The 22336-nt window shown below is 63.6% G+C and carries 22 protein-coding genes, 1 tRNA gene and 1 pseudogene; 14 read left to right on the forward strand and 10 right to left on the reverse strand.

Annotation, left to right across the window (positions count from 1 at the left end):
- The first annotated feature begins 14 nt into the window (after positions 1 to 14).
- Positions 15 to 2804, forward strand: a complete 2790-nt coding sequence (locus tag AB0O24_RS08020) for an NACHT domain-containing protein (RefSeq protein WP_363374072.1) — start codon at positions 15 to 17, stop codon at positions 2802 to 2804.
- 627 nt (positions 2805 to 3431) lie between these two features.
- Here the strand turns inward: AB0O24_RS08020 and AB0O24_RS08025 are convergent.
- From AB0O24_RS08025 to AB0O24_RS08035, 3 genes are all read right to left on the reverse strand, one after another.
- A complete protein-coding gene (locus tag AB0O24_RS08025; RefSeq protein ID WP_363373873.1) occupies positions 3432 to 3992 on the reverse strand; it encodes a hypothetical protein in 561 nt (186 codons plus the stop codon).
- Positions 3989 to 4783 (reverse strand): TIGR04255 family protein, encoded by a 795-nt coding sequence (locus AB0O24_RS08030; RefSeq protein WP_363373875.1) that lies wholly within the window; start codon positions 4781 to 4783, stop codon positions 3989 to 3991. The genes AB0O24_RS08025 and AB0O24_RS08030 overlap by 4 nt, the downstream gene beginning before the upstream one ends.
- Before the next feature lie 258 nt (positions 4784 to 5041).
- Positions 5042 to 5386, reverse strand: a complete 345-nt coding sequence (locus tag AB0O24_RS08035; RefSeq protein ID WP_363373878.1) for an Lsr2 family protein — start codon at positions 5384 to 5386, stop codon at positions 5042 to 5044.
- Positions 5387 to 5485: 99 nt separating this feature from the next.
- On the opposite strand from AB0O24_RS08035, the gene AB0O24_RS08040 reads away from it, so the two are divergent.
- Together AB0O24_RS08040 and AB0O24_RS08045 are read left to right on the forward strand one after the other, a co-directional pair.
- Positions 5486 to 5926, forward strand: coding sequence for a hypothetical protein (locus AB0O24_RS08040; protein ID WP_363373880.1), 441 nt, complete (start codon positions 5486 to 5488; stop codon positions 5924 to 5926).
- 82 nt (positions 5927 to 6008) lie between these two features.
- The gene (locus AB0O24_RS08045; RefSeq protein ID WP_363373883.1) at positions 6009 to 6356 is read left to right on the forward strand and encodes a hypothetical protein; all 348 of its coding nucleotides are present in this window, start codon (positions 6009 to 6011) and stop codon (positions 6354 to 6356) included.
- A gap of 80 nt (positions 6357 to 6436) precedes the next feature.
- Here AB0O24_RS08045 and AB0O24_RS08050 read toward each other — a convergent pair whose 3' ends face one another.
- Positions 6437 to 6898 carry a hypothetical protein gene (locus tag AB0O24_RS08050; protein ID WP_363373886.1) on the reverse strand — a complete coding sequence of 154 codons (462 nt, stop codon included), beginning with the start codon at positions 6896 to 6898 and terminating at the stop codon, positions 6437 to 6439.
- A 107-nt stretch (positions 6899 to 7005) separates the two neighbouring features.
- Positions 7006 to 7956, reverse strand: coding sequence for a hypothetical protein (locus AB0O24_RS08055; protein ID WP_363373889.1), 951 nt, complete (start codon positions 7954 to 7956; stop codon positions 7006 to 7008).
- Positions 7957 to 8104: 148 nt separating this feature from the next.
- On the opposite strand from AB0O24_RS08055, the gene AB0O24_RS08060 reads away from it, so the two are divergent.
- Entirely contained in the window at positions 8105 to 8386 is a 282-nt protein-coding gene (locus tag AB0O24_RS08060) for a helix-turn-helix transcriptional regulator (protein WP_363373892.1), read from the forward strand.
- Between the two features lie 12 nt (positions 8387 to 8398).
- On the opposite strand, the gene AB0O24_RS08065 is transcribed toward AB0O24_RS08060, so the two are convergent.
- A complete protein-coding gene (locus AB0O24_RS08065; protein WP_363373894.1) occupies positions 8399 to 9856 on the reverse strand; it encodes a hypothetical protein in 1458 nt (485 codons plus the stop codon).
- 92 nt (positions 9857 to 9948) lie between these two features.
- Between AB0O24_RS08065 and AB0O24_RS08070 the strand changes: the two genes are divergently transcribed.
- The 4 genes from AB0O24_RS08070 (at position 9949) to AB0O24_RS08085 (ending at position 11916) form a co-directional block, all read left to right on the forward strand.
- Positions 9949 to 10398 carry a hypothetical protein gene (locus tag AB0O24_RS08070; protein WP_363373897.1) on the forward strand — a complete coding sequence of 150 codons (450 nt, stop codon included), beginning with the start codon at positions 9949 to 9951 and terminating at the stop codon, positions 10396 to 10398.
- Positions 10399 to 10917: 519 nt separating this feature from the next.
- Complete coding sequence (locus tag AB0O24_RS08075) at positions 10918 to 11199, forward strand: hypothetical protein (RefSeq protein WP_363373899.1); 282 nt, start codon at positions 10918 to 10920, stop codon at positions 11197 to 11199.
- Between the two features lie 54 nt (positions 11200 to 11253).
- Positions 11254 to 11442 carry a hypothetical protein gene (locus AB0O24_RS08080; protein WP_363373901.1) on the forward strand — a complete coding sequence of 63 codons (189 nt, stop codon included), beginning with the start codon at positions 11254 to 11256 and terminating at the stop codon, positions 11440 to 11442.
- A 297-nt stretch (positions 11443 to 11739) separates the two neighbouring features.
- Positions 11740 to 11916, forward strand: coding sequence for a hypothetical protein (locus tag AB0O24_RS08085; protein ID WP_363373903.1), 177 nt, complete (start codon positions 11740 to 11742; stop codon positions 11914 to 11916).
- 125 nt (positions 11917 to 12041) lie between these two features.
- On the opposite strand, the gene AB0O24_RS08090 is transcribed toward AB0O24_RS08085, so the two are convergent.
- Positions 12042 to 12422, reverse strand: a complete 381-nt coding sequence (locus tag AB0O24_RS08090) for a hypothetical protein (RefSeq protein ID WP_363373905.1) — start codon at positions 12420 to 12422, stop codon at positions 12042 to 12044.
- Positions 12423 to 12539: 117 nt separating this feature from the next.
- On the opposite strand from AB0O24_RS08090, the gene AB0O24_RS08095 reads away from it, so the two are divergent.
- The 4 genes and pseudogenes from AB0O24_RS08095 to AB0O24_RS08110 form a co-directional block, all read left to right on the forward strand.
- Positions 12540 to 14069, forward strand: a complete 1530-nt coding sequence (locus AB0O24_RS08095) for a type IV secretory system conjugative DNA transfer family protein (RefSeq protein WP_363373907.1) — start codon at positions 12540 to 12542, stop codon at positions 14067 to 14069.
- Positions 14070 to 14240: 171 nt separating this feature from the next.
- Positions 14241 to 15068 carry a replication-relaxation family protein gene (locus AB0O24_RS08100; RefSeq protein WP_363373910.1) on the forward strand — a complete coding sequence of 276 codons (828 nt, stop codon included), beginning with the start codon at positions 14241 to 14243 and terminating at the stop codon, positions 15066 to 15068.
- Positions 15061 to 16092: a site-specific DNA-methyltransferase gene (locus AB0O24_RS08105; protein ID WP_363373913.1), complete on the forward strand. Its 1032-nt coding sequence runs from the start codon at positions 15061 to 15063 to the stop codon at positions 16090 to 16092. Before AB0O24_RS08100 ends, AB0O24_RS08105 begins: the two co-directional genes overlap by 8 nt.
- Positions 16093 to 16507: 415 nt before the next feature.
- Positions 16508 to 17440, forward strand: a pseudogene (locus tag AB0O24_RS08110) (recombinase family protein); the annotation flags it as partial.
- Positions 17441 to 18199: 759 nt separating this feature from the next.
- Here the strand turns inward: AB0O24_RS08110 and AB0O24_RS08115 are convergent.
- Positions 18200 to 18287 (reverse strand) — tRNA-Ser (locus AB0O24_RS08115).
- Positions 18288 to 18371: 84 nt separating this feature from the next.
- Between AB0O24_RS08115 and AB0O24_RS08120 the strand changes: the two genes are divergently transcribed.
- The gene (locus AB0O24_RS08120) at positions 18372 to 19637 is read left to right on the forward strand and encodes a DUF2254 domain-containing protein (protein ID WP_363373915.1); all 1266 of its coding nucleotides are present in this window, start codon (positions 18372 to 18374) and stop codon (positions 19635 to 19637) included.
- A 137-nt stretch (positions 19638 to 19774) separates the two neighbouring features.
- On the forward strand, positions 19775 to 19969 hold the full coding sequence (locus AB0O24_RS08125) for a PLDc N-terminal domain-containing protein (RefSeq protein WP_275795979.1): 195 nt from the start codon (positions 19775 to 19777) through the stop codon (positions 19967 to 19969).
- Between the two features lie 4 nt (positions 19970 to 19973).
- On the opposite strand, the gene AB0O24_RS08130 is transcribed toward AB0O24_RS08125, so the two are convergent.
- Positions 19974 to 20870, reverse strand: coding sequence for an HAD family hydrolase (locus AB0O24_RS08130; RefSeq protein ID WP_275795980.1), 897 nt, complete (start codon positions 20868 to 20870; stop codon positions 19974 to 19976).
- A complete protein-coding gene (gene serS, locus AB0O24_RS08135; RefSeq protein ID WP_363373919.1) occupies positions 20867 to 22135 on the reverse strand; it encodes a serine--tRNA ligase in 1269 nt (422 codons plus the stop codon). The genes AB0O24_RS08130 and serS overlap by 4 nt, the downstream gene beginning before the upstream one ends.
- Positions 22136 to 22336: the final 201 nt, after the last annotated feature.

Below are 22336 nucleotides of genomic sequence, written 5' to 3' on the forward strand. Positions count from 1 at the left end.
GTAGTGTGGCGGACATGGTGACGGTGGGAGCGTTCGTTGCGGCAGGCCGTGCGGTGAAACCGGCTGTCGAAGGTTCGCGAGTTGCAATCAGGCTGCTGCGCAGACTGGGTACGTTTGACATCCGGTGGATCGAGCTTGGTGACGGCCCGGCCCTCACAGCCTCGGAGACGGTGGACCTTGAGGCTTTCCTCGCCCAGCGCGAATCTCGCGCGTTGTTGAGCGTCCTCGCCACGACTCTTCTCCTTACTGAGTCCGACGAACAAGCACGCGCCCTCGAAATCGTCAGGGAGCACTTCATGAACGCGGCACGTCAGTACCGTGCCGCCCACAACAGCAAGTGGCTCGATCGCAGGGAAGCCATCTGGCAGAGCATCGTCCGAATGTACGACGAGGCCACCCCGGCCGGTCAACACCTTGCCGACGCCGCGCTCGAAATCGAAGACTTCCTGCGGACACCGATCTCCCGTGGTTTGAGCGGTCAGGCGCGGTTGGGTAGTACGTCCCGTTTTGTGGTCCGACTTTCCGAACTATGCGGTGAGATCGAACGGGTCGCGGCTGCGCTCGACACGACTGAGCGGATACGCGAGGCGATCGCGTCGTTGCCAACTCCGCCGATTATCACCTATACAGACGCCACAACCACAGCTACGTTCCAAGACCTTTACGTCCGGCGCACACTTAGGGACGCCGAAACGGACAGCCCAATCGAAGATCAGCTACTCACGACAAAAGGGGCGCCGTTTCGAGCCGTAGTGCATGGCGCTCCAGGAGCGGGGAAGAGCACCTTTGTCCGCAATCTCCGGCGAGAACTGGCGGCAGACCCCGGAAATCCGCTACCCATCGTTTTGACTGCCCGCGAATATTTCCCGAGCGCGCAGGACAAGTCTGTCGTGCAGTACCTGTGCTCGACGCTCCAAGCGACCCTCAACTTCGAGTTGACGGACGCTGAGGTGATCGACATTCTCACCCTCGGAGCCGCCACGGTCATTTTTGATGGCCTCGATGAAGTCACCGACGTGCAACAACGCATCAATTTCGTCGAGCGAATCTGCACATTCGCCAACGAATTCCCGGTACTGTCGATACTCGTAACATCGCGATCAGTTGGATACGATCGCGCCCCGCTACCAGAGCCGGCCTTTCAAACTTTCATTCTCGATGAATACTCACCGCAGCAGTCGAGGGAGTATGTCAAGCGATGGTTCCATTCGATTTCCCGATCCGACTTGGTTGTCGACTTCGAGCGGGAATCGAACACGATCAAAGACCTAAAGCAAAACCCGCTGCTTCTCTCGCTCCTCTGCATTCTCTACCGTGAACGCGGCTCGATCCCCCGGCGCCGTCGGCAAATTTATCAGCAATGCGCCGATCTCCTCTTCCATAAATGGGATTCACATCGCCACATCGGGCAACCGGAAGAGTTGCACACGAACGGCGACCGAATCATGCAGGAGCTGGCACGGTGGGTCTACAAATCGCCGCGAGCGCAAAATGGCCTCCCCGAAAGCGTTATCGTTCATTCTATCGGCCGCTACCTCCGGGACAATCTCGGCGTTGAAGACGGAGAAGCTCGAAGAAGGGCGGAAGAGTTTCTGGAATTCTGCGCGACCCGGGCCTGGCTCCTCGGAAGTACGGGCACTGAGCATGGAGAGCGACTGTTCGGTTTCACTCACCGTACGTTCTTTGAGTTTTTCGCCGCGGAATCTTTCTCGCGAACCAGCGGTGACCCGTCGCAAATCGCCGAAATACTCATCGAAGCCCACAAACGGGACACTACGTCCGTCTTGCCAGAATTGCTATTGCAGTCCATCGACGAACGGCTGGAACGGGGAGCGCCAGAAACCTTCAAGCGCGTCTGCGAGAAGACCGACGACGTGTTGCTGATTCTGCGCTTGATTGAGGGCGCGCCTTTGCCTGCTGCCGCTCGGGCTCGCGGTTTTGACAGGATCGTCGCCGTCTGGAGGACGAGACGCATCCCGAATGCCGAGTCGACAGCACTCCTGACATTGAACCCCGATGCCAGAGATCACTTCATCCGCGAGTACGTTCGAGAAGATCGCGCTGGATCAACATGGGTCTTCCTAAGCATCTGGGCAAGCAATGCGCTGAGCAACAGCACGTCGAGGTTCGCGGCGCCCTGGAAGGAGGCGGCGCTCGAAATGGGGAAAACCTACGATCACCCCAGCGAAGCCCGGTACAGAGGTGTCATAGACGTATGGCGGTGGCGGGAGTCTCTAGCTGCCGCGCCGGAAAGTCCCAAGTATCGCTACACGACAGAGGGCGTCAGTGGCCCCCTGATTGGCACCCTGTGGCTCAGCTTCGAAATCGCCCCCGACAGAAAAGATGATGCCGACCTGAAGAAGATCTGGACCTCAACGGTCAACAACGTGGGGGTTACAGAACTTAGTTTGACGCCCGCGATGGCTGCCGAATTCGTGAGCGAAGTGCTACAGCGGATCACTTCTCATGGAATGCCGGATGCAAGTCGCTGGAGAGGTGACCAGCTCATGGCCTACCTATATACAATTGGCATCGTGTATGAACGTATCCGCCGAGACGAAGACGAGCTTGATTCATTCCTTAAAAAGATATCGCCACTTGCACGAAAAATCTGCGAAAGCCGCAGGACCGTGGAGACATATCCCGACCAGGCAACAAAACGTTCCAGGCCATTAGCTGGCGTCCCCGAGTGGCTCTCTGAGTGGGTCAACGCGAAGCGCTCTTTCATCCTTGATCCGTATAAGGCGGTTCGCCCCTCACACCCGCCGACGCGTCCGCGCTACACCCAGGACGATCGTTCCTAGCGGCGCCGAGAGCGGACCTAAGCCGCCAAGGTGCGAACACCTATGAAACCGGGCGCCTCACGTCACGCGCCGGTAACGCTGCGTCGGCCTCTTTCCCCACTGAATGATGAGAGCCCTAGCCACTCGTGAGCATGAATCCGATTCGTCGCGACAACCGCTCGCGAAATCACAGTCAGCTCATGCGTCGGAATGCAAATGCGAGCTTGGTGTACCACTTATTTGCACCAGGGAGCGGTTGCGTATGCCTGATCGCCGCATGGGCTGCATCACGCTCGTGTGCACCTTCACGACCCTCGGGATACTCGTCCTCTTGAACTGTGAAGGGGCTATTTGGCCCGGGGTTGCCGCGCCTATCAACGGCGCGGATGGCTCCCGGATCTGCCGCGGCTAATTCCCACTCGACGTTCTCCAAGCACACCTGCAGACCGAGCCCTAGGGCCGCTACCTTGGAGTGCTGATAGACAGAACATTCTTTGTGGGTCGGCGCGGCCTCGGGCGCATCGTCCCACAATAATGCCCCCGACCGCAGCCTCCCGGGGGCACCGGATTCGTCCGCGCTCCAGTGACTTACGTTTTTGGGGTCGAACCGGCGAAGTACGAGGTCTCCAGCAGGTACCGGATCTCCATTCACCGGGTTAGATGCCAATCGAACGGCCGCTTCTTCACCCCGGCCGCCATCTCCCGCAATAGGTTCCGCGCCTGATCGAATGCAGCGGGTGAGATCGGTTCATCTTGGTCGAACTCGAAGTCGAATATCGGTCGGGAGGTCGCGTCCTCAGCAATCAGACTAACTTCGCCGTCATGTTCAATGATGGCAGCAAGTAGCGTACCGCCACATAGCCACTGAACCTCAATTGACCGATCCGCAGTCGCGCCAACCTGCGGAGTGGGACCGCCATCCTCGACTAGGTTGCCAAGAATCTGGCCAAGGCGATCTTTCGTGACCGTCGATTCGAGGTAATCCCCCGCAGCCCTCAGCCCGGCGACGCGCTGTTTCGCGAAGCGGTGGAGGTCAAACTCGGACGCGTAGCTTGAATCGAGGGTCACGTCAGTGAGCCAGGCAAAGGAGTCCACTGGCGCCCTTTTCGATGAAAACTGCGCATGCATAGCCTTCCTGAACTTCTCGACGCTGCTTGAGATTGCTGAACTGGTTGTGAAGGCACCAGAGCTGTACGTGATAGTACTCACCGCGTTCTCCCCCAAATCTCCTGCTTCTTCTGAGTCACGAGCCCCGCAAAAGAATGCGATGCCAGAGCATGTGCCGCATCCAGCCCCAGGTATGCAGCATCGTAATCGCCATCGACCAGAACACGGGCGGTTACCCGGAAGGCAAGCAGGGGCCCCTCCGGCGCCTGCACAGGCTGTCCTTGGATATTTATCTGCGCCGGGAACGGGTGATCGCCGGGTTGCACCTCACGGACGAACTGAAAGGTACCAAAGGTTTCGTCACCGGGCAGCCGCGACGCGTTGGAAATGATCGCCAAGACGTCCGACAGAAGCTCACCCTCCGCGAGCGGAACGTTGTTCACGTATGTGAACTCCACGAGGTGAGGCTGCGGCAGAGGCAGATCAAGAGCCGAAAGCGAGTCGAGCATTTGGGACCATCGAAGCAGGAATTCATTTCGAAGTTCCGTGTATCCCGGGTAGGACGCGGAAGTAAATCGCTTGCGCCAGTTCAGAACGAGACGATCGGCCTGAGTTTGCAGAAGGAGACCATTACTCGGGTGAGCCGCCCAGATGCGGCGAGGTTCGTTACCGAACGCAACGAAAACGTCGTCACCCCCAGCTGCCTGCGTCGGCAGTGCACCGGGTACCTCACTCAGCTCAGGATAGTCGGCGCCCCAGGCAGACTGCAGTTGAACGAGCTTGATGACGTCCATCCCCGCCAGGGTGGGGAACTCGAAAGCCATAGCGGTCTCGGTGACTGGGGGCGAGTCGAATGCCGGCAGATTCGATGGGTCGTACCAATCGGTAGTCACCCTTCGATACTAGCCCGGCAGTGGTTCCTGGTCTCGCAACCAGGCCGAGGATCAAACTGCCCCCGTGACGCCCATGGCCTCGCCCGTGCGTCCGATGGAATCCAGTAGCACCGGCTTGCCACGAGCCGGAGAACTGCTGCCTCTGCACGCCATTCGCGGCGTCGGCGGCGGCCCAGTTGCTCGCGCGCGCACCTGCCACAGCGCCTGCACCACTCGGACGATCGCGGCGCGGGGCGTTGGGTCACCGGCCCTTGACCCTCAAGCGTTCGCTGCCTTGTACTCGTCCACGATGCTTGCGGCCACCCGTCCGCGGTCACTCACGGTGTGGCCGTTGGCACGCGCCCACTCACGAATCGCGTTGAGATCCAGCGTGCTGGTTGCTCGGCTGCGACGAGGGCTTCCGGAACGCGAGGGAGAGCCAATCGGACGGGCCGCGTCAACGTAGGGAGCGAGCGCAGCGTAAAACCTGTCGGCGTTCTTCTCGGACAGGTCGATTTCATAGGAGCGCCCTTCGACGGAGAAGGTGATCTGCTTTCCTTCTCCCTCATCGAGGGTGGTGCCGTCGAGGTCGTCGATGACCTGTGCAATCTGTCGCGTAGCCATGTTCTTCACTGTATTCGTTCAAGAACGTTCGATCAGGATCACTCGCTTTCTGATTGGATTTGCGAAGCCGCAGCCTTGGGGTGACGGAGCAGATCGACCGTGAACGATGATTCTTCAGCCATCGAATGGCCAAGTGACGACGAGCACGATGGGCTCGAGGCTGCCCTCATCGCTCGGGGGTGGGAGCCGCAGGCATCGGGAGTTCTCCGCATAGACATGCCCCTTGGCTCCGAGGAAGAGTGGCCGGTTTGGGTGGAGCTGTCGGGGGACGGAGCACTCCTGATTTCGCCCCTCGTGCTCGACCAAGAAGGCATCCTCCTGGACTGGTACCAGCAGAAGCTCAGCAAGGTGACCGATGGCGCGTTTCACCTCCAAACGAGGAGGGATGTCATCTGCGTGACGCGTCGCGTTGAGAGCCCGGACGCGACCGCGCTGATCCTCACGGCCTACGCTCACGGCCTCCCGGACCTACTCCTTGGCGAACACGTGGAGGATCGAATCTTCTTGGCCGGTTGGTCGCCCATCCCCTTCGAAGAGTGAGCGCCACTGGTGGTGCGCCGTGTCCGCTACGCTCCCCCGCCCACGTTTCCTATGAGGGGGAACAGAGGTAGGGGAGACAGGAATGACGGTTCCGAGCGATAGCGAGAAGCCAGACAACAGGGGTGGTTGCCCCTCATGGTGCATCGCTGACCACGGAAACCAAACGGCCCTCGAGGATCAGTGGCACGAGAGCAACGTCACGGCAGTGCCCGTTGTCGAGCACTGGAGCCACTTCGCGGATGGCATCTGGCGGTTATCGAGCGACGGAGTGACGTTCGACGTACTGGTCGAGCAGCACGTCTCCTCACAGGCACCCTGGTTTTCCTTCGGCCCGAGCGATGACCGCGAACGGGTGTTGCACCTGAGCCCTGAGAGCATCGGGCGGTTGGTGGCGGCCTTTGAGGTGCTCCTGAGGCTCATCAAGCCGTGAAGTAGGGAAGGGCCGACCCCGGTAGGAGTCGGCCCTTGCTGTCGGGTCCACACCGCACGTGTAGCTGCGCCCGATCGGCGTCAGCGGGCTCGGTACCCGAGCACGTAGGAGCCAACAGGCAGATGGCCACCACCAGCTCCGAACTGATCGGTGAGGTAGACCACCTTGCTCCCGGAGTGGAACCCGCCGAGGTAGCCATCGTCATCGCCTTTCAGCGCACCCGTGTATCCACCGCTGTTGAGTGCGTCAGCCGTGCCCTGCAAGTTGCCGTCCTGCCAGAACAGGTACCGGCCCACGCGGTCAACTTCCGTTATCTCCACGGCACACACAGGCGGTGACGGCAGCGCAGCAACAAGTGCATCTGGCGTGCCATCGAGACTCGTCAACGGCGTGACAGGGCCCGTGGCCTGAGACTTGATGATCGAGGCAAGGTCGGTCGGGCAGGGTCCGAGGTTCGTGGAAGCTCCGCCATCGGAACCTTGAGCCGTATCTGCCGCTACCGCATCCGACGATTCCGACGCCACCGCGGTCGGTGTGTTCACACCGTCGCTAGCAGCAGGCTGAGATGCGCCGGCGGATGCAGCACACGAGGACAACAGAAGCACTGCCGCCACGAGACCTGGCATCAACGTAGCTCGCTGGCCGGTCATCACCGCTGGTGAACCCGACGGCGGTGCGCAAAGAACACGACGCCAATACCCGCAGCCAGCAGCAGCGCTCCCGCACCGCCACCGACGGTGCTCGCGACGGGGTCAAAGCCCGTAACCGCGAGGCCATCCGTAACTGTCAGGTTGGCGTAGGCAGAGCCACTGCTAGCACCACGTGCCTCGATCTTGTGCGCGCCGATGTCCGTGCCAGACGGAATCGTCACGGTCTGCCGGACTGCTCCGTTGTCGTCAGCGGTTGCCGTCACGAGCTTGGTCGGAGTGGAGTGGAGCCATATCTCCACCGTCTCGCCGGATGCGAAGCCACTTGCCGTCACGGCGACCTGGCTCCCGCGCGACACCGTGCTCGTCGAGAGAGATACGGCCAGCGGAGAAGCGGACTGACTCGGCGACGGAGAGACCGTCGGGGTGGCCGTAGGCGTCGAGGTGGACGTCGGCTCGGGTGTCGGAGTCGGCGTAGGCGTCGCCGTCTCGGTCGGAGAAGGAGTCGGCGTGCTGGTTTCAATCGGGGTCGGGGTGGGCGTGGGCGTGGGATCGCACGCCCCGGCGAAGAAGTTGTCGTAGGCGATGTAGCGGTTGGGGTCGTCCGTGAAGACGACGACCACGTGCGTCGAAGCGGTGTTACTGAAGGGCACCTGGGCGGTGTAGATGCCGTCCGAGGTCGGCTTAGCGGACTGCTCAAGGGGTCCGCTGTTCACGGTGAGGGACAGCGACGGGTAGCCACCCTCGGGCTCGGGGCCGGAGTCGCTCAGATCGGAACGCACGTTGATCACGCCGCCCGCCGTGCTCGTGCAGTTGAGGGTCATGGTGGTCGTGGCGGCATTGGCCGCTGCGATGCCGCCAAACACGGCCAGGCTTGCTCCAAGGCCAGCGGCGATCGTAAGCGACAGGGCCTTCCAGCGGCGGGGAAGGGACGGGTGGAGCGAACGAGACATAACGGGTTCCTCACGGGCGCGGCGAGACGAGGGTTCGGGTTCAGGAAGCCGTCAGCGGGCGTGGAGGCAGCTCACAGATGCTTCATGCATGCTTCATTATGCCTAATTTATCATCCAGCGCGAGTCTTCCCGTGCCGAACGTGGAGGGATGGCTAAGCGCGTCCCCCCTCCCGAGTGGGCTCCCTACGTCCGCAAGCTCGGTCTAGAGCTACACCGCCGCCGTATCGAGGCGGGACTCAGCCAAGAGCAACTGGCAGCCGCAGCAGGCATCACGAGGGCAACGTACGCCCAACTTGAGAAGGGGCTGTCACGGCCCGAGGTGAGCGCGAACCCGTCGCTCTACACGTTGGTGGCGCTCAGCAACGTGCTGCACATCGAGGTAACGGAGCTGATACCGGCGGGTGCACCGGATGTCTCGGCGTGGCGATAGCGCACCCAACGCCTAGTGACACGTTCGACCGGTCTTGAGCACCGCGGCAGCGGTGGACTCCGAGCTTGGGTAGCCCACGAATTCTGTTGTGAACGTGTAGGACAGGTCGCCGCACGCTTCCGGATCCGAGATATCCACTCTGTAGAAGACGGACAGTTCGGCGAACGGCTCTAGAGGTTCCACAGCAAGGCCTTCATCCGAGAACAGCTCGCTCTGGTCACGCTGACCGGCAGGCAGCTCGCTCACCTTGGTGCCGAATGGTTTCGCAAATTCCGGTCCGCCCACCACGTTGGCACTTAGAGGACGCGTGCTTCTGACTCGGAGGTCAGATAGCGTCACGCCGCTCGTGTTGATATAGCGAATCCAGACACCTATGGGTCGTTTAGAATCAACTACCTCAAGGCCGGGAGTTGGACAATCACCGTCGTAGACCAGAAAAATATCGATTGAATCGTGCAACTCGCGCGGCTGATCCATCGCCGAGCCTTCGCACCAATCAGCCATCCCTGGGAAGTAATAGTATTCGGACGGGGATTGACTACCTGACGGGGTTACAGCCCTTCCGGAAGAATTAACTGGACCTGCGTCGATCGCGCCTTCAGGACCGGCGCCGGACAGCAGCCCGGCGAGAAGTATCCATATGAACGCTACCGCCGCAGCCACTAGCAGGAATAGGACTGGCCAGTTCGATCGGTCTCGCAAATAGGACGAGAACGCAGTCTTGCTTTTCTCTATCAGACCCGGCGACCGAGGTGGCGGCCCAAACGCCAAATCGACATAATCCACGTCTTGAGTAGATCCTGCATGAGAGGAAGTAGGAACTGGCTGCGGGGCGGACTCGGCCGTAACGTCACATTCTTCCAACGACGCATGCAGCAATGACAGGGTTGGATCATCGGGCGCATCCGAGTGCTCCTCCTCAGGCGACACTGGGTCATCCTGACCAGCAAAGTCCACAGCGCGCCTCCGGACAAGATCCAGAAGTTCTGCCGTGAACCCGTCGAGGAGACGGGAGACACTCTTGGAGGGCGGGCGGTCACTCCGAAGGTTGCCTTGGTCTTTGAGGCCGAATACGGGTAACACATAAGCACGGCGTAAGTCGATACTGTCGGAGAACGCGACGCGACTGCCGCCAATCCGATCCCGCCTCAGCATCGAGACTGTGAAACCTGGTGTTTGGTGCGCAGGAACCAGGTCATCTTCACGCGGAGCGGCACTGTAGCCGAGAAGGACCTTGGCGGCCCAGACTCCTGGTCGAGCGGTTTCCAGGTCACCGACCGACTCCACTAATTGCTCGATGGCATTGAAAGTCGATTCGGCTGTCCAGATAATGCCGGGCACAGCTTGTACAGCAACCTCCGCTAAGACCCGATTGAGTTCAAGCAGGTCTCCAACGCTCGCACCAGCAAGAAGGCTACGCACATCGAGGCGGCACGCCTCGACCAGCTCCGCGTCTTCCGCCTGGCCCATAGGGCAAGTGTAGAGCCGCTGCGCTATTGACAATGATTATCGTTATGGTATAATACGCGCTGGAGGTGGCTCCTCATCGAAAGGAGCCCACCTTGGCTCACATGAAGGATTACCGGCTGGCCTACCAGACGGACTGGGACCCAGCCCAAAGGTTCATCGATTGGCTGGTCCAAGATGACGGCAAGGGCATTGCCGACACCGTCATCGGACGCGAGCTGCGGGAAGGCAAACAGCCCACCTGCATCTTGGACTACATGCTCGGCTGGCTCGTCGAGAGCAACGCCGCGCTGTTCTGCCCAACGTACGAGGCCTGGCTGTTCACGGTCATCAGCATCGCCGACCAACTGCGACGTGACCGCTTCGGGCGCGACTACGCAGACGAGAACGGCGACTGGACCCAGGACGAGATCAAGAACTACACCAAGGGACTGGTCGACCTGTCAATCCCGCTACTGGACGACGAGCTGGAACTCAGTCACCCGGCACTCAACCGCAACACCTACGAGCTCGCACGGGACGCCGCCATCAGGTGGCGCAAGTAGAGCGAACAGCAAAAAACACGACCCACATCCATCTGAGCCACCGCCCCGCTCCGGACATCCGGAACGGGGCTTTTCCTTTTGAGATGTCATTTCGACCGTCATCCACACACGAATACACGTCATCTGGATGTCATCTTGTCATTGCTCGAGACCCGTCCCATAACGCGAGTACAACCGGTATCAGCTGATCAGCCCCGAGCCGCCCGGGCGGCGCCACCGCACCACGAAGCTCCGTATTGAGGCAGACATGTTGACTTTCGATTTCGACGATGAGCGCGACGCGATCATCACCATTCTACGCAAGTACGGCGTGCCCGAAGAGGCGATAAAGGACTTCTTCGAGCCCTTCAAGAGCTAACCCACCACCCGGGCCGACCCACCGCACGGCCCCGGGTCGGCCCCTTGCAGAAAGGAAACACCAATGTTCGACGTGATGCGATCCCTCGGAAGCAACCAGCTTCCGATGTGGTCGAACAGTCCCACCCACGAGTACACCGACGGCGAAGGCGAGCAGGCAGCATGAGCAACGTCGAGCGGTGGAACGAGGCATTCGGCGCCGGGAGCAGCCTCTCGCGCCAGGCGCGGCGTGACCTCGATCAGATCGCGGTCGAGTACGCGGTGAAAGCGGCCCGGGAGCAAGCGCGGGCTGCCTACACGATGCTGACGATCGACCTGACCATCTCCATGGTCGAGAGGACGCAGGAGCGGCTGAAGGCGACTCCGCAAGCCGCCCCGTTCGTCATGCCGCTGCTGGAGGGCTACGCGCGCAGCGCGAGCTACCGGAGCTACTTCGGCCTCTAGGAATACGTGGGGTGTTCGATTGGTAGATCGGACGCCCCACGTAGGGGGAATGAGATGTCAGAAAATTCTTCGAGCTTCGCCAAGCGGCTGTTCCTCTTCGGCGTGGCGGTCATCTTCGTAGCTATCGCTCTGAACTACGCCGTCAACATCCTCAGCAGCATTTGGGTACCGCTGGTGATCATCGCGGCCGTCATCCTGGTCATCGCCGTTGTAATTATCACACTGCGGAATCGGTGGCGCTAAAAGGGTACTGAGCATCAGAACGCGACCTGTCCGATCGCCTCGTCCGATTTTGCACAAAATTTCGAAAGTTTATTTCAATTTAATTCGGATCATGCATAGTCGGTTCTCGTGCGTTTACGTTCGGCCCGTCGAACCTAAACCCACCGCTCACACAACGCGAGGCTTCTGAGTCCTCAGCCAGCGGGCGGGGATGTCCTAGGTTCCGGGGCTTTTCGACACCTGGCCAATGTCAGGGGTATTCGGTGCGCCCAAAAACCGGGGACGACGACGCTCAACAGCTAACAGAAGGGAGGGCACATGAACGAGAAGAAGCAAGCGAAGGTCCGGGTCGTCGGGGTGGAGGAACCGTCGCCGCACGACGATGCCGCCCTCCGAAAAGTCGCCCGTGCGGCCATCCTCATCGCCGGTCGAGAGCTTCGGGATAAGTCAGCACAGCGCGCCGCCCGTGAGGACTCCCCAGAGGAGGAAACGTGATGAACACCCGTCCACCGCTCGTGTGGCGTCAGCTCATCGTGAAGCGACCCCTCGACGAGGCCACCGCTCTTGAGATGATCCGGCGTATCGCGCACGAAGCGACCCACGCGCACCTCGTACTTGAACTACGCGGTGACGAGGACGGTGTTCGACTTCTCCTCCGAGCCCGCGCCGATGTCGTGAACCAGGTGGCTCGCTGGTTGGATGCCGTACCGCTTGAGGTCCCGGACCGGGTTCTCGTTCTTCGTGCGCGTGCCATCTCGGTCCGGCCGAGCGACCGTGCCTTCGCCGCTGACCCGCTCATCGTGTTGATGAACGAGCTGTACCGCGGTGTAAGCGAAGCCAAGCGCGGCGAGATGCTCGCGCTTCAGTTGGTGGTCGGCCCACGCGTTCGGGGCATCACTCCTCCGAGTGACCTGCAGCCGACGAGCTTCCTCGGCGCGCTCCTGAACCGTCCGCCTGTCCGCGCAGAACCACTCGTCGCCGAGCAGCTGCGCACCAAGCATCACCAACCAGGCTTCGCTGCCGCCGTCCGCCTCGGAGCGACCGCCGATTCACCGGACCGTGCCCGAGTCCTTCTACGGCGGCTCCATGCATCCCTTCGCCGCCTGGAAGCCCCAGGAGTGCACCTCCTCCTGCGCGCCGCGTCCCCACGGTCCTTCGATGAGGCCAGCCAACCGCTCTGGTGGCAGAATCGGCTGACCGTTCGCGAGGCGACGGCGCTTAGCGGGCTGCCCATCGGCGACGAGCTTCCCGGTCTGCCGCCCCTGCATCCTGTTCAGCTCGCACCGACGGTGACCGTCCAGCCCGGAGAGAACCGCATCATCCTGGCGGAAGCGACCGCATCGGGGTACACGGGGCCGATCTCGCTCAGCGAAGACGCGATACTCAGAGGTCTCGCGATGCTGGGGCCTGTCGGCGTCGGGAAATCGGATGCCACGGCACAACTCGTTCTGCAGTGGGTGAACCAGGGCAGGGCCGCGGTCGTATGTGAACCCAAGCGCGACCTCACTGACGCGCTGGTCGCTCGCATAGCACCTGAGCATCGCGCTCGGATCGTCCACCTCGACCTCTTCTCCGAAGACGGCGTCATCGGACTCAACCCGCTGCGTCTGAATGGACGTTCACCGGAGGTCGTGGTCGACGGGCTCGTGAGCATCTTTAGTTCGGTGCTGTCCGACGTCATCGGCGTGACCACGAGGGATCTCCTGAACAGTGCGCTCCTCGCACTTGTGCAGTACCCAGGCGCGACGCTGCTCATGCTGCCGCTGCTGCTCTCCGATCCGAAGTTCCGGCGCAAGGTAGTGGCCAACATCTCCGGCGATGTCTTCCTTCAGGCGTACTTCGCGGAGTTTGAAGCCAAGACCGAACAGGCCAGGGCGCAGCTGGTCGCCCCGGTGCTCGTGCGACTTCGTCAGCTCCTCCTGCGGCCTTCGTTCCGCCGCTGCCTCGGCCAAGCCGAGCCGAAGTTCGATGTCCGGCAGGTATTCGGCGGCGAGAAGAAGGTCCTGCTCGTGCCGCTCCCCAAAGCGCAACTCGGTGCACAGGGGGTCGCCCTGCTCGGGTCGCTGCTGCTACATGAGGTGTTCGGAGCGATCAACGAGCGGGCCGTAGTGGAGCCCGCGAAGCGACACCCGGTCATGATCGCGGTCGACGAGTGGCACCACTTCATCCACGGCACGCAGGACTTCGCGGAAGCGCTCACGCTGTTTCGCGGATACGGAGCGGGGTTCGTCCTGGCTAATCAGGTCATGGCGCAACTCACCAGAGAGCTTCGGGAAGTGGTCACGGGTACCGTGCGCAGCCGGGTGTACTTCCAGCTCGGAGCCGACGATGCGCTCAGTCTTTCGCGGCATTCGCCCGAGCTAGAAGCCATCGACCTCATGCGGCTAGAGCAGTTCCACATCTACGCCGCGCTCTACGAACAGGGGAAGACGCAGCCGTTCGTCTCGGGTCGCACCATCAAGCTGCCCGACCCAGTCAGCGAGCCATCCGAGGTAGTGGCTGAGAGCCACCGTCGCTACGGCATTCCGCCCGAGGAGGTCGACCGCGCCGTCGCCGAACTCTACGAAGCAGGGGACACGGGGGCCGGGGATGAAGGCAGACCACCGCCGGGGATCGGACGACGCCCTCGCCCCACGAACAACCGCTAAACAGGAGACCCCTTCACCGTGAGTACCAACTCAGAACCAGAGCAAGAAACCCAAGAAGAAGACAACCGATCATCCGATCGCTCTACCGATCGGCTCCCCCTCGACCCCCGTCAACCCCGCTCCAGGGCAGCCCAGACAGCCGATCAAGGGATCGACAGTCATGCCTTCGGCATGACGGCTGCCGCCCGAGCGGGCCGCGTCGGCAAGCTGCGGCTCGACGAGATCCGCATGAGCCTGACCGCTCGGGACTTTCGCATCATCGCCACCCTCAAGCAGCACCGTTTCCTCAGTACCCGGCACCTCGAACGGTGGCACTTCGCCGACCATGCGACGCGGCTCAGCGGTGCTCGGAGTGCCCGCCGCGTCCTCGCAAAGCTCAGGAGCTACGGCATCATCACCGCGCTGCCCCGGAGCCTCGGCGGCATCACCGGTGGATCCTCCCAGCACATCTGGCACCTGACCCCAGTGGGTGAGCGCCTGGTGTCGAGCGGCGAGCCAGACCGACGCGTACGCGTACCGTCGACGGCGTTCCTCGAGCACGAACTGGGCATCGCGGACATTCACCTCAACCTCATTGAGGCCGAGCGCGCCGGAACGCTGCGCCTCATCGACTTCACGACAGAGCCGCGCTGCTGGCGCCCGTTTCCTGGGATCGGCGGACAGCTCATCACCTTGAAGCCCGACTTCTTCGCCGTCGTCGCTGCGCACGCGGACTACGAGTCGCTCATCTTCGGGGAGTACGACCGCTCGACTGAATCCCTGAAGACCATCGTCAAGAAGGCCGGCGTCTACGAGGCGTACTGGCGAACCGGCATTGAGGAGAAGCGCTCGGGTGGATTCCCCCAGGTGCTCTGGCTCGCGTCCAGCGAGACGCGGCTCAGCCGCATCCAGAAGCAGCTGGGACGCACAGCCCGGGTGACGATGGCCCTGCACGCCTTCTCGACGCCCCAGAACCTCGTGAAGACCCTCACCCGAGAGAGTGAGGCGGACCATGCCTAGCGACGACCCGCGGCTTCTCGTCGGCGATGCTGCCTCAACGCTCGAAACTCTGCCGCCGGAGTCCGTCGACATGGTGTTGACGAGCCCGCCCTACGCCAACGCGCTGCGCGACTACGGCATGGATGATCAGCTCGGCCACGAGGGGAGCGTTCAGGGCTGGGTCGACAACATGCTTCGCGTCATCGAGCCGCTGAAGGCCGTTCTGAAGCTGTCGGGGACGCTCTGGCTCAACGTCGGCGACAGCTACTCTCGAACCCCCGGCAACGGTGCCCCGAAGAAGAGTCTGCTGCTCGGGCCGGAACGGCTCGCGATCGCAATGGTCGAATCGGGCTGGGTGCTACGAAACAAGGTCGTCTGGGCGAAGCCGAACGGTCTTCCGACAGCGGTCAGCGACCGCCTCCGCAATCAGTGGGAAGTCGTCTACGTCTTCACCAAGTCGCCGCGGTACTTCTTTGATCTCGACGCGGTGCGCGCCCCGCACCTGACACGGCCGCCGAGGCGACGTGAGCACGCGCCGACTCGCACCGGACCCGACCCGTGGCAAGGCAAGCACGGTGATCGCGGGGACGGCCTCAAGCGCAACCGAGCGCTCGGCAAGGTCGGACATGATCTCGGCAAGAACCCCGGCGATGTCTGGACGATCCCGGTCAGCGCCTGGAAGGGGGACCACCACGCCACCTTCCCCGTCGCCCTCGCCGAACAATGCGTTCGCGCGGGCTGCCCGGAAGGCATCTGCGGGCACTGTGGCACGCCGTGGCGGCGGGGCCTGGTGCGCAAGCTCGGCGGTGCGGCGGTACGTGGGGCGCTGCGGCAGACCTGCGACTGCCCCGACGCGCTACCCCAGCAGGGTGTGGTGCTGGACCCGTTTATGGGCTCGGGGACGACCGCTATCGCCGCTGAGAACCTGGGGCGGGACTGGCAGGGGATCGAGCTGAACCCGGACTACGCCAAGCTCGCCCTCGCACGCATCGACGGAGCCCGCTCGCTTCGACTTCAGCGGCCTCCGCGAAGGGGTGCGCGCTGAACACAAAATGTATTCACTTGCATAAACATGCGTCCCGTGGTCCACTGACCACCGCACCCAGCGAAAGGAGGTGAACATGAACGAACAAGACCCGAAGGCGACCACCGAAGCGAGCGAAGAGGTGATCGGCTATGGTCACCCCACTCATCAGCCGAGCAGCAAGGAGAGTGGGGCAGTGGTACCCAATCACGACGCCATCACCCAGGGAGTAGCGGACGACCGCGGGCCGACCGATCCGAAGTGGCAGGCCCGTAAGAGCCTGTACCAAGGCGCTCACACCGACCTCGTCCAGCGATTGCGAAACGGCGAAACGCCGACCTCCGAGCCGCTGCTGACCCCGGCGGCAGAGGCGCACAAGCGACGTCGGGGTCGTGCAGGGCTGTATCTCCGCGTGAGCACCGAGGAACAGGCCCGTATGGGCGGCGGCGAGTTCGGCCTGTCGATCCCGTACCAGCGCGAAGCGTGTGAGCGATACGCCCGCGAACACGACCTCGAAATCGTGGACGTCTACATCGACCCGGGTAGGACCGGGACGACCACGAACCGTCCCGCCTTCAAACAGCTGCTGGCTGACCTTGCCGAGCGCCGCATCACGCACATCGTCGTACACAAGCTCGACCGACTGAGCCGCTCCCCCAAGGTCGATTACGTCGTGGACGACGCACGCGAGAAGACAAAGACGGCGCTCGTGTCGGTCACCGAGTACATCGACGAGACGCCCCAGGGGCTACTCAACCTGCAGTTCATGCGCGGCGTCGCCGCCTACTACTCGAACAACCTCGCGAGCGAGGTCCGCAAGGGCATCACGACCAAGCTCAAGGAGGGTGGCACTCCTGCTCAAGCGCCGCTCGGGTACGTCAACAAGCAGCGCAAGGAGGGGCGCGCTGACATTCGCTGGGTTGAGATCGACGAGCAGCGTGCACCGCACATTCGCTGGGCCTTTGAGGAGTACGCCACCGGAAACTGGAGCCTCCAGAACCTCTGTGCGGCGCTCGAAGCACGAGGGCTCGTCAATCGAGGGGGTTACAACCGACCCGCACGGCCCATCACCGTCTCGACGCTCCACCGTCTCCTGGCGCACCCGTATTACGTCGGCATCGTCGTCTACAAGGGAGCGTTCTACGAGGGCTCGCACCCGTCGCTGATTCCGCGGGAGTTGTGGCTTCGGGTGCAGGACGTACTCGCGGCGCATAACTCCGCGGGCGAAAAGGACCGCCGACACCCGCATTACCTCAAAGGCACCATCTACTGCGGCGAGTGCGGCAACCGCCTGGTCTTCACTCGTAACAAGGGAAAGCTCGGCGCGTACTACGACTACTTCTTCTGCCTCGGGCGGCGTGCCAAGGCCGCGCCCTGCACGAGGAAGTACGTCAGCGTGCAGGCAGTGGAGAAGGGCGTCGAGGACTTCTACCTCCGCCTCCACTTCACGCCTGAGCGCATCGAAGAGATCCGCCAAGTCGTGCGCGAGGAGCTAGCCAACAGCCAGGCAGACGCGCGCTTCACGCTCGGTGAGGCGCGACGCCGACACTCGGCGCTGAAGAACGAACAGGCCGCACTCATGAAGGCGCACTACGCGGGCGCTGTGCCCCTGGACATTCTCAAGAGCGAGATGGAGCGGATTACGCGCGAGGCCGACGCCGCCGAGCATCAGATCGCTTCGTCCGAACAAGCGTTGGAGCAGCTGGACGACCAGCTTGAACGCGCACTGAAGTCGCTCGCCTCTGCCACGAGCAGTACGTCAACGCCATCCCTGCCGAGCGGCGGCTACTTAATCAGGGGCTGTTCACGAAGGTCTTCATCGGCCAGGACGGCTCGGTCGAGGACGCCGAAGTGCAGGAGCTGTTCGCGGGTCTGCTGTCCAAAGATTCGACGCTCGCCGTCGAAGCCCGCGAGATGGCCGTGGTACCCGTTCCGACTCAACAGGACGTCGCGCTCAGCGCCACAGGAACGGACGGAGCACTCGTGCCCGTCCGAGAGTGGGGGAACCGTCCAGAGCGTCGCTGGAGCCCTTCTGCGGTGCTCCTGCGCATGCAGAGTGAGGACGAGGGCGAATATGCGCAAACCCCGCCCAAACTTTCATTTGGGCGGGGTTCGAATAACGCACATTTGGCGGAGGGTGTGGGATTCGAACCCACGGGACATTGCTGCCCACTGGTTTTCAAGACCAGGTCCATCGGCCGCTCGGACAACCCTCCCGGTCGTCCGAGTCTACCGAGGGTGCAGCGGAGCGCGCGTCCAGCCCCCGCTCCCCACGCGCGGGCCTGACTAGCGTCGAGCGCATGGCGAGAGCAGTGCGCGGGTCGGTGGCATCCTTCTTCCTTCGTCTCGGGCGCCAGGTGTGGGTGCGGGCGGCGATCTTCACAGTGACCGCGGTGCTCGTCGCCTTGGCGGCGCGGTTCCTCGGGCCGCTGCTGCCGTTCTCGCTCTCCATCGACCTCGGGCAGAACGCGGTCGGATCGCTCCTGCAGATCCTCGCCACGGCGATGCTTACTGCGAGCACCTTCTCGGTGACGGCGATGGTCACCGCCTTCTCCTCCGCCACGACAACGGCGACCCCGCGCTCGACCTCGCTGCTCATCGCCGACCCGACCTCGCAGAACGCCGTGTCGACGTTCGTCGGAGCCTTCGCATTCTCTCTCGTCGGGATCGTCGCGCTCTCGACCGGCTACTACACCGACCAGGGCCGGACGATCCTCTTCGTCGGCACGATCGTCATCATCGCAATCGTCGTGGTGACTCTTCTCCAATGGATCTCGCACCTCGCCACCTTCGGGCGCATGGCCGACGTGATCGACCGCGTCGAGAAGGCTGCGACCACCTCGCTCGAAGTGTTCGCCGCCTCCCCCGCGCTCGGCGCGCGTCGAAGCACCGGCACCCCCGCGGATGCCGAAGCCGTGGGCGCTGAGGAGGTGGGCTATGTCACGCACGTCGACATCGCCGGCCTCGATCGGCTCGCGCGTTCCCACGATGTCGACATCCACGTGCACGCCGCACCGGGCCGCATCACCGACGCCCGCGTGCCACTCGTGTTCGTGCGCGGAACAGTCAAAGACGGCCTGAGATCCGGCATCCGTCGCTGCTTCCGGATCGAGCACCACCGCACCTATGAACAGGATCCCCGGTTCGGGGTGATCGCCCTCACCGAGATCGGCAGCCGCGCGCTCTCGGCCGCGACGAACGACCCGGGAACGGCGATCGAGGTGATCGCGGCCCTGCAGCGCGTCTTCACCCGGGCCCTTCTCACCGAGCCGACGCGCGATGTCGAGCATGAGCGCGTCTCCGTGACCCCGCCGACGTGGGGAGACCTCGTTCACGACGCCTTCCGCCCACTCGCGCGCGACGGAGCGGCCGACATCGAGGTCCCGGTGCGCCTCCAGAAATGCCTCGCCTCACTCGCCGCGACCGCACCTAACCGCGCGGGCATGTTTCGGGATGCCGCGCGCGCGGCGTTCGACCGCAGTCGACGCGCGCTCGATCGGGGCGATACGCGGGTCCTGCGGACGGCGATGCAGGAGGCCTGGGCGGGGTCCGGCATCCGTTCCTGAACGAACGCTAAGCCGCGGGTATCGGTTCTCCCAGCGCACACCATCGCCGCTTGAATCCGCCCGCGAGCAGGCGTAAACCGGGGAAAACAGCCCACCGCCCTCCGCAGCGGGCCCTGTTCGACAAGGAGGGGAACCCCATGCTCATCGTCTTCGCGCTCATCTATGCGGCATCCATCTGGGCCACCGTCGTCACCGTCCGTGACGCGCACGTCTCCGTCGGTCTCAAGGCCACGTGGGCGACAGCGCTGCTGCTTCTGCCGCCGTTCGGGCTGCTGGCGTGGCTGGTCGCGAGCGTCGCGAGCCACCGTCCGGGGCACGCCGCGCACATCTAGGGGGCTACAGCGCGCGCAATACCGCGGCGACGCCACCCTCGGTCACCGAGAGGCCGACCTCGCCGGCGGCAGCGTGCACCTCGGGGGGTCCCTGGTGCATCGCGATCGCGCGGCCGCCGTTGCGGACGGCCCACTGCATCATCTCGATGTCGTTCCGGCCGTCGCCCATGACGAGCACGCGCTCCGCCGGGATGCCCAGCCACCCGCGCACGAGTTCGAGCGCGGTGGATTTGTCGACGCCCTGCGGGGCGATGTCGAGCCACGCCGTCCAGCCGATCGCGTACGAGACCTGGCTGAGGCCGATGCGCTCGACGAGCTGGAGGAAGTCCTTGTCGGTCTTCTCGGGAGCGACGACGACGACACGGCAGACCGGCCGTTCGGACAGCTGATCGAAGGTCACGCGGTTAGCGCCCTCGAGGTTCCAGTCGTCGAGGTAGTCGGTGAACAGGCGCGAGCCGTCGGGAAGCTCGACGAGGAAGTGCGCCCCCGCGAGGTGCTCTCCGAGCAGGGTGAGCACCTCGGTCGGATCGAACGTCTCGATGTGCGCGCGCTCGTAGGGCGCGGCATCCCCTTCTCCGATCCGACGCATCACGATCGCACCGTTCGAGCACACCGCGTATTCGGGACGGATGCCGAGGCGGTCCATGATCGTGTGGGTGCTGTCCCAGCTCCGACCGGTGGCGAGCATCACCTCGTGGCCCGCCGCCTGAGCATCGGCGACGGCCTCGACGACGCCGGGGCTGAGCGTGTCGTCTTCGAGGAGCACGGTGCCGTCAACGTCGAGCGCGATCAGCATCCGCGCGACGGGAGCGTCGGCGAGGTCGGCGACGACGTCAGCCGCCTCCTGCTTGGGCGCGCTCTCGACGGCGCCGGTGTCGGGGAGAGCGGCCTCGTCGGTCACGCGATCGGCTCCATGACCTCGAGGCCGCCGAGGTACGGGCGCAGGACCTCGGGGACCGTCACCGACCCGTCTTCGCGCTGGTGCGTCTCGAGCAGGGCGACGATCCAGCGCGTGGTCGCGAGCGTGCCGTTCAGAGTGGCGACGGGCTGGGTCTTGCCGCCCCCCTCGGGGCGGAAACGCGTCTCAAGCCGGCGCGCCTGGTAGGTCGTGCAGTTCGAGGTGCTGGTCAGCTCGCGGTAGGCGTCCTGCGTCGGGACCCAGGCCTCGATGTCGAACTTGCGCGCGGCGCTGGAACCGAGATCGCCCGCGGCGACGTCGATCACGCGGTACGCCAGCCCGAGGTCTTGCAGCATGCCCTCCTGCATCGCGACGAGACGGTCGTGCTCGGCCTCGGCATCTGCCGGGTCGGTGTAGACGAACATCTCGAGCTTGTTGAACTGGTGCACGCGGATGATGCCCCGGGTGTCCTTGCCGTAAGAACCGGCCTCGCTGCGGTAGCACGTGGACCACCCGGCGTAGCGCTTCGCGCCGCGCTCGAGGTCGAGGATCTCGTCCATGTGGTAGCCGGCGAGCGGGACCTCGCTCGTGCCGACGAGGTAGAGGTCTTCCTTGTCGAGGTGGTAGACCTCATCGGCGTGCTGGCCGAGGAAGCCCGTGCCGCGCATCACCTCGGGGCGCACGAGCGTCGGCGGGATCATCGGCGTGAAATCGGCCTGCAGCGCGCGGTCGAGCGCGAGGGTCATGAGCGCGAGCTCGAGACGGGCACCGATGCCGGTGAGGAAGTAGAAGCGGCTGCCCGAGACCTTGGTGCCGCGTTCCATGTCGATGGCGCCGAGCTTCTCGCCGAGCTCGAGGTGGTCGCGCGGCGCGAAGTCGTAGGTCGGGATCTCGCCGTGCGTGCGGAGGGTGACGAAGTCTTCCTCGCCGCCGGCGGGGACTCCCTCGAGCACGATGTTCTCGATCTTCGCCAGTGCTTCGTCGGCGGCGGCCTCGGCCTCGCTGACCGCGTGCTGTGCGGCCTTGACCTGCTCGCTGAGCTGCTTGGCCTCGGCCACGAGCGCGGCCTTCTCGTCCTTCGGCGCCTGCGCCACCTTCTTGCCGTGCGCGTTCTGCGCGGCGCGCAGCTCTTCGAAGGCGGTGATGGCGGCGCGGCGGTCGCGGTCGGCGGCGAGGGCCTCGTCCACCGAATCCGGCGACTCCCCGCGGGCGATCTGGGAGCGCTTCACGAGCTCGGGATCTTCACGCAGCAGAGTCAGGTCGATCACGCGTCCATCCTACGGTCGCACCCGACCGCTGCTTCCGCCTCGGGCGGGGCACACTGATCGGCAGACACCCGGGCGTGTCTTCGCGACGACCGACGTCTCGGCATCCTCCCGTCGTCTGCGCCTGCCCGCGGGACGAGCCAGCGACACGCGCGGCTCATGCGCGCGCGGCATCCCCTCGTCAACCCCGTCTCTTCAGCCGGT

Origin of the sequence: Microbacterium sp. NPDC086615 (assembly GCF_040686055.1) — a bacterium.
Classification (GTDB): Bacteria; Actinomycetota; Actinomycetes; order Actinomycetales; family Microbacteriaceae; genus Microbacterium.